This window comes from Streptomyces sp. WAC05292, from assembly GCF_003949955.1.
GTDB classification, from domain to species: domain Bacteria; phylum Actinomycetota; class Actinomycetes; order Streptomycetales; family Streptomycetaceae; genus Streptomyces; species Streptomyces globosus.
The window spans coordinates 1-13,892 of sequence record NZ_RPSE01000043.1; the positions used below are offsets into that span (position 1 = coordinate 1).

Consider the following 13,892-nt stretch of genomic DNA (forward strand, 5'->3'; position numbering starts at 1 on the left):
GCCCCAGCCGCCGGCCCCGGCGGACCCGCCGCCGAGCCAGCTGCCGGCCAGGCTGCCCAGCATCCCGCCCGACTTCGCGAACTGCTCCTGGAGCTGGGCCGCGAGCCGGGAGACCTCCTCCCGGGCCCGCTCCTGCGCCTCCTTGGCCTGGCGGCGCGCCTGCTGCGCCTCCTCGCGGGCGCGGCGGCTCTCGTCCTTGGCGCGGCGGGCCTGCTCCTTCCACTCCTGGCGGGCCCGGCGCATCTCCTCCTTCGCGGCCTTCCAGGACTCGTCCTCGACGCGGGTCTGCGTCGCGGAGGCCTCGGCCAGCATCTCCCGGCGCAGCGCGCCGGCCGCGCCGCGCACGTCGTCGCGGATCTCCGCGGCCAGCTCGGAGACCGACTCGCGGATCTCCAGCTCCAGGTCGGCGAGCTCGCCTCCCCGGCCGGCCAGTTCGGCGCGGCCCGCGTCGGTGATGGAGTACACCTTCCGCCCGCCCTCGGTGGCGTGCGTGACGAGGCCCTCGGCCTCCAGCTTGGCCAGGCGCGGGTAGACCGTGCCCGCCGAGGGCGCGTACAGGCCCTGGAAGCGCTCCTCCAGCAGGCGGATCACCTCGTAGCCGTGGCGCGGCGCCTCGTCCAGCAGCTTGAGCAGGTAGAGGCGGAGTCGGCCGTGGGCGAAGACGGGCGGCATGTCAGAGCACCTTCTTGTCGAGCGCGAGGGGGGCGGCCGGCGCGTCCCCGGCCGGGCGGCGCAGCAGGGCGATGGAGCCGGAGACGGTGGTGGCGCGCAGGCTGCCGCTGCCCGCCCCCAGCTTGCCGGTGATGCGCTTGGCGCCCATCTGGCCGGATACGTGGAGCTCCTCGAAGCCGTTGGAGATGCCTCCGGTGGCGGTGTTGGCCTCGACGCGGGCGTCCGCGGGGTGCGGCAGGCGGACCGCGACCTGCCCGGAGACGGAGTTCAGCGCGACGTCGATGCTGCCGGCAGGGTCCAGGTCGATCAGCATGTCGCCGCTGACCGAGTCGGCCCGTACGCGCCCTGCGGCGCCGTCGACGACGGTGAGGCCGCCGGAGACGGTGCGGAAGCCGAGCTCGCCGGTGACGGACTGGGCCTCCACGCTGCCGGAGACGGTGTGCGCCTTGACCGCGCCGGAGAGCCGGACCAGCGTCAGGTCGCCGGAGACCGTGTTGGCGTCCACGTCTCCGGCGATGCCGGAGACGACGGCGACGGCGCCGAGCGCGGCGACGCGGACGCGGGTGCCGGCCGGGACGGTGAGGGTGGCGGTGGCGCTGCGCTCCCAGGCCTTGCGGCCCTCGGCCGGGCCGGACCAGGCCTTCCACGGCTTGCTCTCGAACCACTCGCGCAGGCCCTGGGCCCCGTTCCAGGGCAGGTCCTCGTAGGAGACCGTGAGGGTGCCGCCCTCCTGGACGACGTACAGGGGCGGACCGTCGACCGCGGCGACCTCGAGGCGGGCGGGGCCCTCGTCGGCGACGACGTTGACCGTTCCGCCGGCGATGCGGACCCGCAGCTCGGCCACCGGGGCGTCGAAGGCGATCCTCTGCGGCTCCCCCACCGACCACGTCTTCTGCTCTGCCATGGTGCTGGCCCTCCTCGGCGCATACGACGGCACGCAACATATCGCGTCTTCCTTCCAACACGATATATCGCGGGTTGCCGAAGTCAAGGGCGGGCCGCGCGGGCAGGCCGCGGCGCCCGGGTGGCGGGGGCCGGGAAGGAGCGGGCGCGGGAAAGAGCGGGCGCGGGGTAAGGGGCCGGCGCAGGGAAGGGCGGTCCCGTCCGGGAGGCGGCCGGGCGGCGGGCCGGCGGAAGGGGCGGCGGCCGCGGTTACGAGGCGGCGAGCAGCGGGCTCGCGTGGCGGCGCAGCCAGGCCCGGTACGCGGGCGAGGTGCGGGCGGCCTCCAGATAGGCGGCGCGGAGGTCCTCGAAGGCCTCGGGGTGTTCGCCGGGCCGCGTCGCCAGCAGCAGGCGCACGGCGAGGGGGTCGCCGGCCAGCGGGCGGATGGCCATGTCGCCGCGGGGCCCGGAGGTGGGCTGGCAGGGGGCGACGGCCTCGCCGGAGACGATCAGCGAGGAGGCGGTGTGGTAGTCGGCGTGCAGCACGGGCGGGTCGAGTCCGGCGGCGGCGAACACGCGGCGCAGGCCGTCCCATTCGCCGTCGACGGAGGGGTCGACGGTCCACCGGTCGGCGGCCAGGTCCCGCAGGTCGACCACGCTGCGGCGGGCCGCGGGATGGTCCGGGGACATCGAGACGAACTGCGGCTCCCGCTCCACGAGGACCCGTAACTCCAGCCCCGGGGGGACCCGCAGCGGACTGCCCTCCACCTCGTGCACGAACGCGACGTCCAGCTGGCCCGAAGCCACCATCCGCAGCAGGGCGTTGGGCGAGACGTCGACGAAGAGGGAGGTCTCGGTGTCGGGCCACCGGCGGTGCAGCCGGCGCAGCCATCCCGCCAGGGCCCGGCTGGCGGTGGAGCCGAGGCGCAGCCGGGGGCCGCTCGCCATCGCGCGGGCCTCGGCGACGAGGGCGGCCATCCCGTCGAGCAGGGGGCGGGCGCGGCCGAGGACGCTGCGCCCGAAGGGGGTGGGCCGGCAGCCGGTGCGCTCGCGCAGGAACAGCTCGCCGTCCAGGGCCCGTTCTATGCGGCGCAGCTGGGTGGTCAGGGAGGGCTGGCTCACGCCGAGCTGCCGGGCGGCCTTGTGCAGGCTGCCGGCGTCGGCGATGGCGCAGAGCGCGCGCAGGTGCCTCACCTCGAGCTCCATGGACCGAGAGTAGGTCGGCCACGGCGCACTTCACCAGCCACTGATACCCCATCGAATCCCGCCATTCTCACGGAAGTCGACCCGCCGAAACCTTCCGATAGGACGGCGTTATCGGGGGCTGACATCATCCGCGGGCCCCGCATGCTCCCGCAGACTCCGGTACCGAACGACCCACCCCCCCACCGGATTTCGAGTAGGAGCACCCCACATGCGCCACTCCCGCATATCCCGCAAGACCCTGCTGGCAGCCGCCGCCGGCCTCGGTCTCGCCACCGCGCTCGGCGTCGTCCCCAACGCCGGCGCCGCCCCCGTACCCGCCGGGAACGCCCAGACGTACGCCGCGTACGAGCGCTCGCAGGAGAACCAGGCCGCCACCAAGGCCTTCTTCGAGGCCGTGCAGCGCTCGGTCGCCGAGCAGCGGGCCGCGAACCCCGGCGCCGCCGTGGTCACGGTCACGTACAACACCCGCAACGCGCCGAGCTTCCGCACCCAGATCGCCCGCTCCACCCAGATCTGGAACAGCTCGGTGACGAACGTCCGCCTCCAGGAGGTCTCCACCGGAGGCAGCTTCTCCTACCGCGAGGGCAACGACCCGCGCGGCTCGTACGCGAGCACGGACGGGCACGGCCGCGGCTACATCTTCCTCGACTACCGGCAGAACCAGCAGTACAACTCCACGCGCGTGACCTCGCACGAGACGGGCCACGTGCTGGGCCTGCCGGACCACTACTCGGGCCCCTGCTCCGAGCTGATGTCGGGCGGCGGCCCGGGCACGTCCTGCACCAACGCCACCCCGAACAGCGCCGAGCGGACCCGGGTGAACCAGCTGTGGGCCAACGGCTTCGCGGCCTCGGGCCTGGACGCCAAGGGCTGAGCGTCCTCCCGCACAGGGCGCGGTGAACACGGCCCCGCCCCCGGAATCCTCCGGGGGCGGGGCCCTCGCGCGCTCCGGGGTGCGCGCCGCGCCGCGGACCGCGGGTGCGGCCGGCCGGCCGGGGTCAGGGCACCCGGCCCTCCTCGGCGGCGTACTCCGCGCAGTCCGGGTTGCGGCAGGGGCCCGGGATCCATTCGGGGACGAAGACCCCCAGCGCCTTGCGGCGCCGCAGGACCGTGTCGACGGGGCGCCCGCAGGCCGGGCAGGGGTGCTGCTCGTGCTCGGACTGCGGCGCGACCACCGGGGGCGCCGGCGGGGGGCGCCGGTGGGAGTGTCGGTGTTCGGCGGCCATACCTCCACGGTAGGCCGGTTCCGGCCGTTCGGCCGGTCACGGGGCCCGCGCACCCGCCCGGAGGCGGCGGCTCCGGGCGCGCGGGCGGCCTCCCTGCCGTGCCCGCCCGGTCAGGCCTCCGGCTCGGCGGCCGGCTGGGGCTTCCGCCACATCGGCCACATCAGCGGCCCGTCCGGCAGGCGCACCGCCTCACCCGTGAACTCCCAGCCGAGCCGCTCGTACAGCCGCCGGCTGCGCTCGCTGCTCGCCTCCAGGTACGCGGGCAGGCCCTCCCGGTCGCACCGCTCCAGCACCGGCCGCATCAGGGCCGTCCCCAGGCCCTCGCCCTGCCGGCCCGGGGCCACCGCGATCATCAGCAGGTACTCGTGCTCCTCGGACGTCGGGTGCACGGCACCGGTCAGCCGGCCGACCAGCTCGCACCGCTCGTTGTCCGGGTCGGCAACGGCGCGCATCAGGGCCGGTACGTCGTCCTCCGGGCCGCCCTCCCCGGGGGTGCCCGCCGGGATGCGCAGCCACAGGGCGGCGGCGGACCCGTCGGCCGCGTAGTCGATCCGCCCCTCGGCGAGGGCGACGTCCACGAAGACGCCGAGGAACTTCCCGTGTACGGCGGCCCGGTGCGCGGCCTCGGGGAAGACCCAGCAGCTCACCGGGTCGTCGCGGAAGGCCTCGTCGAGCAGCCGCGCCACCGCGTCGCGGTCCGTCCCGTCCGCCTGCCGTATCTCCAGAACCACTGGGCACACCCTTCAGCCGCGTCTCAACAAACGCAAGCGATACTAGAGTTGGGCCCACACGCCGGAAAGCCCTGTTCCGGCACCATGCGGTGCCGGAACAGGGCTTGCACTCAGGCGCTCAGCGGGTACGGCGCGTGACGAATTCCGCCAGCGCCAGCAGCCCGCCCGCCGCCCCCAGGTCGGGAACGGCCCGGGACAGCTGCTGGACGGCCCGGCCCATCCGGTCGGCGGCATGGGCCTGCGCCCAGTCCCGCCCGCCGGCCCGCTCCACCGCGTCGGCGGCGCGGCGTACGTCGTCCCCCTCCATCGGGCCCGCGTACAGGGCGGCGAGCTCCTCGCCCGCCGCGGTGCCCGAGGTCAGGGCTGCCACGACGGGAAGGGACTTCTTGCGGGCGAGGAGGTCGGCGCCGGCGGGCTTGCCGGTGTGCCCGGGGTCGCCCCAGATGCCGATCAGGTCGTCGATCAGCTGGAAGGCCAGGCCGGCCTCGCGGCCGAAGGCGTCCATCGCGTCGACCTCGTCCTCCCCGGCGCCCGCGTACAGGGCGCCGAGCGCGCAGGAGCAGCCGAGCAGGGCACCGGTCTTCGCCGTCGCCATGACCAGGCACTCCTCCAGCGGGACCTGCGGCCGCCGCTCGAAGGCGCAGTCGGCCTGCTGCCCGGCGCACAGCTCGACGATGCAGGCCGCGAGGCGGGCGGAGGCCGCCGCCGAGGCGGGGTGCGGGTCTTCCGCGAGCAGCTGGAGGGCGAGCGCCATCATCGCGTCGCCGGTGATGATCGCGTCCGCGGTCCCGAACACCGTCCACGCCGTCGGCCGGCCGCGGCGCGTGGCGTCCCGGTCGATGACGTCGTCGTGCAGCAGCGTGAAGTTGTGGGCCAGCTCGACGGCGACCGCCGCGCGGACCGCCGCGTCGGCCGCGGCCGCGCCGTCCGGCCCGGCGAGCGCGCGCGCCGCGGCGAGCACCAGGGCCGGCCGGACGGCCTTGCCCGCGCCGCCCGCCGCCGCGGTGCCGTCCGCGGCCTCCCAGCCGAAGTGGTACATCGCCACGCGCCGCATCGAGCCGGGCAGGCTCCCGACCGCGCGGCGCAGCAGCGGGTCGACCGCTCCCCTCGCCCTCTCCAGCAGGGCCGCGGCCTCCTGCCCCTCGCCGGCCGCGACCGCCTCAGTGGCGCCCATGGGTGTCCCCCTCCCCGGTACTCGCCGCCACGCCGCTCAGGCGCGGCGGGCGATCTCGACGTTCTCCAGGACGCCGAGCGCGTCCGGCACGAGCACCGCCGCCGAGAAGTACGCCGTGACCAGGTACGAGATGATCGCCTGCTCGCTGATGCCCATGAACCGCACGGACGTGCTCGGCTCGATCTCGTCCGGGATGCCCGGCTGGTGCAGGCCGATGACGCCGGACTCCTCCTCGCCGGTGCGCATGCACAGGATGGACGTGGTGCGGGCGTCGCTGATCGGGATCTTGTTGCAGGGGAAGATCGGCACGCCGCGCCAGGTCATCACGCGGGTCCCCTCGACGTCGACCGTGTCCGGGTACAGGCCGCGCCGGTTGCACTCGCGGCCGAAGGCGGCGATGGCCTCGGGGTGGGCGAGGAACAGCCGGGAGCCGCGCCGCATGCTGAGCAGCCGGTCCATGTCGTCGGGGGTGGGCGCGCCGCCGTACGGCTGGATGCGCTGGTCGTACTCGGCGTTGTGGAGCAGCCCGAACTCCGGGTTGTTGACCATCTCGTGCTCCTGGCGCTCGCGCAGCGCCTCGACCGTGAGCCGCAGCTGCTGCTCGGTCTGGTTCATCGGATGGTTGTAGAGGTCGGCGACGCGGGTGTGCACCCGCAGGACCGTCTGGGCGAGGGAGAGCTCGTACTCGCGGGGGCTGGCCTCGTAGTCGACGAACGTGCCGGGCAGGGTGGGCTCGCCGCGGTGGCCGGCGGAGAGGTCGATGGCGGCCTCGCCGTAGTCGTTGGCGGGCCGGCCGGGGGCGGAGCGTACGGCGTCCACGTGCGCGCGGAGCGAGTCGGCGCGGTCGGCGAGCATCCGGAAGTCCTGGGCGGACAGGACGAGCGCGGTGCCGGCGGTGACGGCGCGGGCGGTGTACTCCCAGATCGCGTCGTCGTCGACGAGGCAGTCGTCGCCGAAGTAGGCGCCGTCGGCGACGGTCCGCAGGACCGCGTCCTCGCCGTACGGGCCGGGGCCGACCTGCTCGACGCGGCCGTGGGCGAGCAGGAAGACCCGGTCGGCGGCGCTGCCGAAGGAGGTCAGCTCCTGCCCGGCCTCGAAGTCGACCTGCCGGCACCGCTGGGCGAGTTCGGCCAGGACGTCCTCGTCCTCGTACGTGCGCAGCAGCGGGAGCTCGCCGAGTTCGGCGGGGATGACCTCGACCCGGGACCCGGTCTTGACGAACTCCACGCGCCCGTCGCCCACCGAGTAGCTCAGGCGGCGGTTGACCCGGTAGGTGCCGCCCTGCACGGACACCCAGGGGAGCATCTTCAGGAGCCACCGGGAGGTGATCTCCTGCATCTGCGGCACGGACTTGGTCGTGGTTGCCAAGTTCCGCGCGGCCGATGGGGCAAGACTCCGCTGGGGAGTCGCGGCCTCGGTTCCGGAACCCGCCTGCACCGACATGTGCTTCCTTTCGATCACTCCACGGATCTGCGGCAGAAGCCTTTCAGCACGCACGGTGGTGGGACCATTACACAAAAGGGTGGGACTACTCCGTCGGAGTGGTGGGCACTCTCTCGGGTTCGCCCCGGGGGCCTGCGGGACATGTGAAATTTGCATGTCGGATGCCAGTTTTTCTAGGGTGCGGGCATGCGCCTGACCCGATTCACGGACCTGGCCCTGCGCGTCCTGATGCGCCTGGCCGTCGCCGAGGGGGACCTGCCCACCACGCGCGACGTCGCGGCGGCGATGGAGGTCCCGTACACCCACACCGCCAAGGTCGTCGCACGGCTGCGGCGGCTCGGCCTCGTCGAGGCGCGCCGCGGGCGCGGCGGCGGCCTGGCGCTGACCGCGACCGGGCGGGCCGCCTCGGTGGGCGGCGTGGTCCGCGAGCTGGAGGGCGCCGGCGACGTCGTGGACTGCGACGGCGAGAACCCCTGCCCGCTGCGCGGCGCGTGCGTCCTGCGGGGCGCCCTGCGCCGGGCGCAGGAGGCGTTCTTCGCCGCCCTGGACCCGCTGACGGTGGAGGAGATGGTCGCGGCGCCGACCGGTCCGCTGCTGCTCGGCATCTCGGGCCGCGGCGGACCGCCGGGCGACGGGCCGCCGGGCGGTCGGGCCGAAGGTCCCTGACCCCCGGGCCGGACGGCCGCTTCGCACCGGCGGCGCACGCCGTAAAACTTGCATCCGAAATACCCATTACCCGCACCCCGACCCTGCGCACCACCGCACGAACGCGAGGAGTACCGATGCTGTCCGAGAAGTCGGCCGAGACCGTCCGCGCCACCCTGCCCGCCGTGGGAGCGGCCGTCGGCGACATCGCGGAGCTCTTCTACACGAAGCTCTTCGCGGCCCACCCCGAGCTGCTGCGCGACCTGTTCAACCGCGGCAACCAGGCCGCGGGCGTCCAGAAGCAGGCCCTCGCCGGCTCCATAGCCGCTTTCGCGAGCCACCTCCTCGCCCACCCGGGCACCCGCCCGGACGCGATGCTGAGCCGCATCGCGCACAAGCACGCCTCGCTCGGCGTCACCCGCGAGCAGTACCCGATCGTCCACAAGCACCTCTTCGAGGCGATCGCCGAGATCCTCGGCGACGCCGTCACCCCGGAGGTCGCCGCGGCCTGGGACGAGGTGTACTGGCTGATGGCGAACGCCCTCTGCGCCGTCGAGGAGCGGCTCTACGCCGAGCAGCAGGTCACCGCCGGCGACGTCTGGCGCCCCTGGGAGGTCACCGCCCGCGTGGAGGAGACCGCGGACTGCACCACCTTCCACCTCGCCCCCGCGGACGGCTCGCCGGTCCCCGCCGCCAAGCCCGGCCAGTACGTCTCCGTGCAGGTCGAACTCCCCGACGGCGCCCGCCAGATCCGCCAGTACAGCCTGACCGGCGCCCCCGGCTCCCCGACCCGCGCCATCACCGTCAAGCGGATCCGCGGTGCGTCCGCCGCCGGCCCCGACGGCGAGGTCTCCAACCACCTCCACGACCGGGTCACCGTCGGCGACGTCCTGCGCGTCTCGCCCCCGTACGGCGACCTCGTCCTGCAGGACTCCGACGCGCCCGTACTGCTCGCGTCGGCCGGGATCGGCTGCACCCCGATGCTGTCGATGCTGGAGCACCTCGCGGAGAGCGGCCGCACGGCCCCCGTCACCGTCCTGCACGCCGACCGCTCCCCCGCCGACCACGCGCTGCGCTCCGACCACCGCGCCCTCGCCCTGAAGCTGACCGACGCCACGGCCCGCTTCTGGTACGAGGCCGACGCCGAACCCGGCGACCGCGAGGGCCGCATGGACCTGGCGGACGTCGAGGTCGCCCCCGGCACGACCGCCTACCTGTGCGGGCCGCTGCCCTTCATGCGGGCCGTACGGGAGCAGCTCCTGGCCAAGGGCGTGCCCGCCGCGGACATCCACTACGAGGTCTTCGGCCCCGACATGTGGCTGGCCTCGGCGTAACGGAACGCGACAGGTGGGGCGTGCGGGCCGCCCGGGACGGGGCCGCCCTGTCCGAATCGGCTCGCACGCCGTACGAATGCCCTAGCCACGCAAGGACCCCCTCCCCTACACCGTATGCAACGGGGTCGCCACGCAAGGTGACCGCAATGCACCGCAAAGGAGGCGGTCCATGGCCGCACCCATGTCCGCGGACCGGTTCATCGACGCACTGCGCAGCGAAGGCCTGACCGTCGTCGAGGTCGGAGCCTGGCGCACCCACAACCGCAACCACAAGGGCCCGTGGGGCCCCGTGCACGGGGTGATGATCCACCACACCGTCACGCGCGGCACGGCGTACACCGTGCAGCTGTGCCGCGACGGCCACGAGGCCCTGCCCGGGCCGCTCTGCCACGGCGTGATCACCAAGGACGGCCGCGTCCACCTCGTCGGCTACGGCCGCGCCAACCACGCCGGCTCGGGCGACCGGGACGTCCTCGCGGCGGTCATCGCCGAGCGGCGGCTGCCCCCGGACAACGAGCGCGACACCGACGGCAACCGCCACTTCTACGGCTTCGAGTGCGAGAACCTCGGCGACGGCCGGGACCCCTGGCCGACCGTCCAGCTCGACGCGATGGCCCGCGCGGCGGCAGCGGTCTGCCGCGTCCACGGCTGGACGGAGCGCTCGGTGATCGGCCACCTGGAATGGCAACCGGGCAAACCGGACCCCCGCGGCTTCACGATGAGCTCCTTCCGCACCCGCGTGGCCGCCCACCTGAACTGACCGACCCGCACCGGGGCGGCCCCCGGCGGGGCCTGCGGGCCGCCCGCCGGGCGTCGGTGGCGCGGGAGGGCTGCACAATGGCGGGGTGAGCCGGTTCCTCGATTCCGATGTGCTGCTGCGGGAGCGGCCGCCGTCTCCCGTCGTGGAGGTGCGGGAGCCGCGGTTCGAGCGGTGCGGGGTGCGGCTGCTGCTCAAGCGGGACGACCTCGTCCATCCCGAACTGCCCGAGAGTAAACCCACTGGTGTTTGCGGGCCTGACCAGCAGAAATAATCGGTTTGGCCCGTGATCACCCCAACCTAGGGTGGCTCTCATGGGCATAGCGACCGACCCGGCCAAGTTGTGTGACCTCTACCTGCGCCGCAGCACCTTGCAGGACAACAAGGACACCTTGAAGGCGCACGAACGCGATCTCAGGGACCGGGCACAGCGCGAAGGACTGACCGTCCGGGAGGTCTGGACAGACGAGGCGTCGGCCTTCAAGGCCGGCGTCACGCGCGAGAAGTTCGACAAGGCCATTGCCGCCGTGGTCGCCGGCGAGGTCCGCCACCTCCTGGTGTGGAAGCTGGACCGTCTGAGCCGTCGTGGCATGCGGCAGGTGGGCGACGTACTCGACACGTTCGAAAGCCGTAACGCCCGGCTGGTCGCGCACATGGACGGCCTGGACAGCTCCGTACCGCAGCACCGTGGGCTGTTCGCGTGGCTGGCCGAACAGGCACGGGCTGAGTCGTACAACACGAGCGTCCGTACTCGGACTACCAAGGCGGAGAAGAAGCGCCAAGGTGCGTGGCCAGGCGGTCAGCCGCCCTACGGGCTGCGGGTCCGGAAGGGCCGGACGACCACGGAGCACCACCCCAAGGAATACGCCACGGCCCGCCGCATCGCTGATCTCCTGCTGGGCGCCGAGTCCGCCAGCGCGATAGCGGAGAAGCTGAACGCCGACGGTCTCACGACCCGGCGGGGCGGCAAGTGGCGCTCCTCCACAATTACGCAGCTCGCCCACTCCCCCGCGTGGGCCGGGCTGGTGCCCACCCACGACCGGTACACGGACGACCAGGGCCGGGAACGGTGGCGCGCGACGCAGGAACCAATGCTGGGCGAGGACGGGCAGCCCGTCAGCGTGGGCGAAGGAGTCATCACGTCCGGCGAGCGAGCACGCATCCAGGCCGCCCTGAGGCTGCGCACGTCCGAGTCCATGGCGAACGGACGCCGAGGGAAGCCGGCGGCACAGTCGCTTCTGTCAGGGCTCCTCAAGTGCGGGCGCTGCGGCGGCAACATGGTCAAGGGCGGCCCGTCGTACCGCTGCTACAGGCGGATCAACCTGGGCAAGAGCACCTGCCAGGGCATGTCCGTCCTGGTCAACGCTGCCGACGACGCCATGACCCACGCGTTCATTTCGCGCGTCTCCACGCTGCCGGACGACGACGGCCTCCTGGTGGACCTCGCCATCCGCTGGTTGGCCGTGGAGGACCCGGAGAAAGACGTCCGCCGCACGGAACTCACGCTCGCCGTGGACGACGCCCAAGCCCGCCTGGACAGCCTGGACGAAGCGCACTTCGTGCAGGGCCGCTTCAAGGGCCCGAAGGGGCAGCAGCGCTACGACCAGCTACGAGACGCGATCACCACTCAGCTGGACTCGCTGGAAGCGGAACTGGCCGAACTGACGCGCACCATCGACATCACGATCCTGCGAGACGGCGAGATGCTGCACCAAGCATGGATGGCAGCAGACCAGGAACGTGCCCGCATGCTGCTGCGCGTAGTCCTCCACTCCGTGGCGCTCCTCCCGTCCCGGGGCCAGGGCTGCAAGGACCCAGTGCTCACCCGCTTCAGGTTCCACTGGGTAGGCGAGGACCCTCAACCCGTGGGAGCCGTGCCCCAGGGGCGCTGACGCCCTCCTGCGCGCCGCGTACGACCCCTCGCAGGAAAGACTGCCCTGGCGGGCTGGTGGCGCCTCCTGCGGCTCCTGAGGGCCCGCGCACGGCAACGCCTGAAGTGACGAAGTGACGGAATGACACTCAGCGCCGGGTTACCTCTTACATAGAGATTTTTATCGTCGCCATGCATGGATTAGAACTAACCGTCACTTCGTCACTTCGTCACCTCAACCGCGCGGCTGTGGCGTCCCATCCCACAGCGCTGGTGCTGACAACCAGGCATGGTCCGCACACCTCCAACCGCTTCTTCGTCGGATCAATCCGACCCTCGAGTGCCCCGGAGGAGATCTCCCGAGCTACCGTCAACCAGCGATCGGTTTGATCAATTTCTCGCCACGAGGCACCGACGTCATGGAGTGCGGAAGTCCTCGCAGCATTTCTCGCAAACCGTGCTCCTCCTCGCTGGTCGCGAAGAGGATCTGACTTCCCGCAGACCCATTCTGCGCAGCCCTCCTCAAAAGCTGCTGAAAACTAATTCGAGCAGCCTCCTGCTGACGAGGCTCGTCGAAGACAAGCAACTGTGGATGATTGCCTCCGCGCTCCCTCGAAACTTCCATGAGGGCAAACAGGTAGGACCAGATGACTCGCACCATGTCACTGGCGGATAGATCGAAGCCGAGATCAAATCCTTCATGAATGGGACGATACGTCTTGTCAGAGATATCGACAGCCGAGGGGTCCATCGAGCGGAACCCGTAGCTGTGGAGCTGAGAGACAAGAGAAGTCCGAAGTGCCGCAACCTTGGCGGCATCAGTTTGGTTCAGTTCATGATTTCGCAGCCGCGAAAGCTGCTCTTTCGTCTGCCGCCAGATAGAGAAGATTCTATCCAGCTCATCTAGAGCCGCTTCGATTTCATCACGGACGGCCCGCAGAGCATCGATTCGACCTTGAAGTTGGATGTGTTCGGAAAGCGCGGCGGCGTCAGGAAGGGAATTAGGGCTAACGAGGGCATCTTTCTGCGCCCTAATAGACGAGCGAATCGAAGCCATCTCATCTCGCAGTCGGCTAACACGGACCTGCCCTCGCTCAACTGCACGTCGCGCGTCGGCCGTCATAGATCGGAAAGTCGAGAGCTCCCGCTCCAACAGCGAAATATTGTCCTCGATCGTCAACGGATAATCTGTGATTTCGAACCCGTCCGGCAGGAGCTGCCCACACGTCGGACAGTTCTCGTAGAGGGATTCGAAATCGGTCCCAGAGCCCAAGTTTCGCAGCAAGGACGCATCCTTGTGCTTCCTCAAGTCTTCTTCCAGAGCCTCAACACGCAAGCCGACAGAGGTTTCCCGACGTTTCGCCTGCTCGAGATCGTCCACAGCTTCAGAGAGAACGACGGCCAGGCGCATCCCATTGTCTTGATTCTCGGCGAGAGCCGCTTCGATCTGAGGCGCCGCCTCCCCGACCGAATGAACAGCTCGCCTCCTGAGCTGACCTTCGAGCCGGCTGGCCATTTGATCAATTTCTTGGGAAAGCGAGATCCAGCCCCCGCCGGACGCAACCTGGACCTCAACTTGATCCGCCCTGCGCCAATCAGCGGTCGGCTTCTTGGGGACACCTTGCACCAGAACCCCGGATCGCCTGCCAAGCTCGGTAATTTGCCGCTCGAGCGCCTTCCAGTCAGATTCCAGAATCGCATTGACAGATTCAAGCCGCTGTCGCTCGAGGACGGCGTCCATCACTTCAAGGGATAGGATAAATTCTGCTGAGCGCTTCGAGACGTCTTGAATCCCCAGGTAGGTAGGGATTCGAGCCTGAACTCCTGACCAGCCATGCTTCTGCTCTACGAAGAAATAAGGGAACAAGCATTCCAGGTAGAGCAGGCTTTCACTGCCGTCCATCTTCGTAACTCGGGGGAGTTCCCAGCCCAGGAAACGCGCCAGCTTGTGG

The 13,892-nt window shown here is 71.4% G+C and carries 13 protein-coding genes and 1 pseudogene; 6 read left to right on the forward strand and 8 right to left on the reverse strand.

Annotated elements, in window-relative coordinates:
• The 3 genes from EF903_RS08060 to EF903_RS08070 form a co-directional block, all read right to left on the reverse strand.
• Window positions 1-672 (reverse strand): PadR family transcriptional regulator (locus tag EF903_RS08060; protein ID WP_260614948.1); only part of this gene is annotated, 672 nt, incomplete at its 3' end.
• Between the two features lies 1 nt (window position 673).
• Entirely contained in the window at window positions 674-1,576 is a 903-nt protein-coding gene (locus EF903_RS08065; RefSeq protein ID WP_125542334.1) for a DUF4097 family beta strand repeat-containing protein, read from the reverse strand.
• 248 nt (window positions 1,577-1,824) lie between these two features.
• On the reverse strand, window positions 1,825-2,760 hold the full coding sequence (locus EF903_RS08070) for a LysR family transcriptional regulator (RefSeq protein WP_125542335.1): 936 nt from the start codon (window positions 2,758-2,760) through the stop codon (window positions 1,825-1,827).
• A 208-nt stretch (window positions 2,761-2,968) separates the two neighbouring features.
• On the opposite strand from EF903_RS08070, the gene snpA reads away from it, so the two are divergent.
• Complete coding sequence (gene snpA / locus EF903_RS08075) at window positions 2,969-3,634, forward strand: snapalysin (protein WP_125542337.1); 666 nt, start codon at window positions 2,969-2,971, stop codon at window positions 3,632-3,634.
• 124 nt (window positions 3,635-3,758) lie between these two features.
• Here the strand turns inward: snpA and EF903_RS08080 are convergent, their stop codons facing one another.
• The 4 genes from EF903_RS08080 to EF903_RS08095 all read right to left on the reverse strand — a co-directional run bounded on the left by EF903_RS08080 (window position 3,759) and on the right by EF903_RS08095 (window position 7,334).
• Window positions 3,759-3,986: a hypothetical protein gene (locus tag EF903_RS08080; protein WP_125542338.1), complete on the reverse strand. Its 228-nt coding sequence runs from the start codon at window positions 3,984-3,986 to the stop codon at window positions 3,759-3,761.
• A 110-nt stretch (window positions 3,987-4,096) separates the two neighbouring features.
• On the reverse strand, window positions 4,097-4,717 hold the full coding sequence (locus EF903_RS08085) for a GNAT family N-acetyltransferase (protein WP_125542340.1): 621 nt from the start codon (window positions 4,715-4,717) through the stop codon (window positions 4,097-4,099).
• Window positions 4,718-4,835: 118 nt separating this feature from the next.
• Window positions 4,836-5,891 carry a family 2 encapsulin nanocompartment cargo protein polyprenyl transferase gene (locus EF903_RS08090; RefSeq protein ID WP_125542341.1) on the reverse strand — a complete coding sequence of 352 codons (1,056 nt, stop codon included), beginning with the start codon at window positions 5,889-5,891 and terminating at the stop codon, window positions 4,836-4,838.
• 36 nt (window positions 5,892-5,927) lie between these two features.
• Window positions 5,928-7,334: a family 2B encapsulin nanocompartment shell protein gene (locus EF903_RS08095; protein WP_125542343.1), complete on the reverse strand. Its 1,407-nt coding sequence runs from the start codon at window positions 7,332-7,334 to the stop codon at window positions 5,928-5,930.
• A gap of 186 nt (window positions 7,335-7,520) precedes the next feature.
• Here EF903_RS08095 and EF903_RS08100 point away from each other — a divergent pair, with 186 nt between their 5' ends.
• The 5 genes and pseudogenes from EF903_RS08100 to EF903_RS08120 all read left to right on the forward strand — a co-directional run bounded on the left by EF903_RS08100 (window position 7,521) and on the right by EF903_RS08120 (window position 11,962).
• A complete protein-coding gene (locus EF903_RS08100; RefSeq protein ID WP_125542344.1) occupies window positions 7,521-8,000 on the forward strand; it encodes an Rrf2 family transcriptional regulator in 480 nt (159 codons plus the stop codon).
• Window positions 8,001-8,116: 116 nt separating this feature from the next.
• On the forward strand, window positions 8,117-9,313 hold the full coding sequence (locus tag EF903_RS08105; RefSeq protein ID WP_125542346.1) for a globin domain-containing protein: 1,197 nt from the start codon (window positions 8,117-8,119) through the stop codon (window positions 9,311-9,313).
• Window positions 9,314-9,482: 169 nt separating this feature from the next.
• On the forward strand, window positions 9,483-10,073 hold the full coding sequence (locus EF903_RS08110; protein WP_125542348.1) for an N-acetylmuramoyl-L-alanine amidase: 591 nt from the start codon (window positions 9,483-9,485) through the stop codon (window positions 10,071-10,073).
• Between the two features lie 70 nt (window positions 10,074-10,143).
• A pseudogene (locus tag EF903_RS08115) lies at window positions 10,144-10,308 on the forward strand (1-aminocyclopropane-1-carboxylate deaminase); the annotation flags it as partial.
• Window positions 10,309-10,384: 76 nt separating this feature from the next.
• Window positions 10,385-11,962 carry a recombinase family protein gene (locus EF903_RS08120; protein WP_125542350.1) on the forward strand — a complete coding sequence of 526 codons (1,578 nt, stop codon included), beginning with the start codon at window positions 10,385-10,387 and terminating at the stop codon, window positions 11,960-11,962.
• Window positions 11,963-12,310: 348 nt separating this feature from the next.
• On the opposite strand, the gene EF903_RS08125 is transcribed toward EF903_RS08120, so the two are convergent.
• Window positions 12,311-13,843, reverse strand: a complete 1,533-nt coding sequence (locus EF903_RS08125; RefSeq protein WP_260614949.1) for a hypothetical protein — start codon at window positions 13,841-13,843, stop codon at window positions 12,311-12,313.
• Window positions 13,844-13,892 lie beyond the last annotated feature (49 nt).

Coding starts and splice junctions, on each gene's coding strand:
- EF903_RS08065 (WP_125542334.1), bottom strand. CDS start 1,576: ATGGCAGAGCAGAAGACGTGGTCGGTGGGGGAGCCGCAGAGGATCGCC.
- EF903_RS08070 (WP_125542335.1), bottom strand. CDS start 2,760: ATGGAGCTCGAGGTGAGGCACCTGCGCGCGCTCTGCGCCATCGCCGAC.
- snpA (WP_125542337.1), top strand. CDS start 2,969: ATGCGCCACTCCCGCATATCCCGCAAGACCCTGCTGGCAGCCGCCGCC.
- EF903_RS08080 (WP_125542338.1), bottom strand. CDS start 3,986: ATGGCCGCCGAACACCGACACTCCCACCGGCGCCCCCCGCCGGCGCCC.
- EF903_RS08090 (WP_125542341.1), bottom strand. CDS start 5,891: ATGGGCGCCACTGAGGCGGTCGCGGCCGGCGAGGGGCAGGAGGCCGCG.
- EF903_RS08095 (WP_125542343.1), bottom strand. CDS start 7,334: ATGTCGGTGCAGGCGGGTTCCGGAACCGAGGCCGCGACTCCCCAGCGG.
- EF903_RS08100 (WP_125542344.1), top strand. CDS start 7,521: ATGCGCCTGACCCGATTCACGGACCTGGCCCTGCGCGTCCTGATGCGC.
- EF903_RS08105 (WP_125542346.1), top strand. CDS start 8,117: ATGCTGTCCGAGAAGTCGGCCGAGACCGTCCGCGCCACCCTGCCCGCC.
- EF903_RS08110 (WP_125542348.1), top strand. CDS start 9,483: ATGGCCGCACCCATGTCCGCGGACCGGTTCATCGACGCACTGCGCAGC.
- EF903_RS08120 (WP_125542350.1), top strand. CDS start 10,385: ATGGGCATAGCGACCGACCCGGCCAAGTTGTGTGACCTCTACCTGCGC.
- EF903_RS08125 (WP_260614949.1), bottom strand. CDS start 13,843: ATGGACGGCAGTGAAAGCCTGCTCTACCTGGAATGCTTGTTCCCTTAT.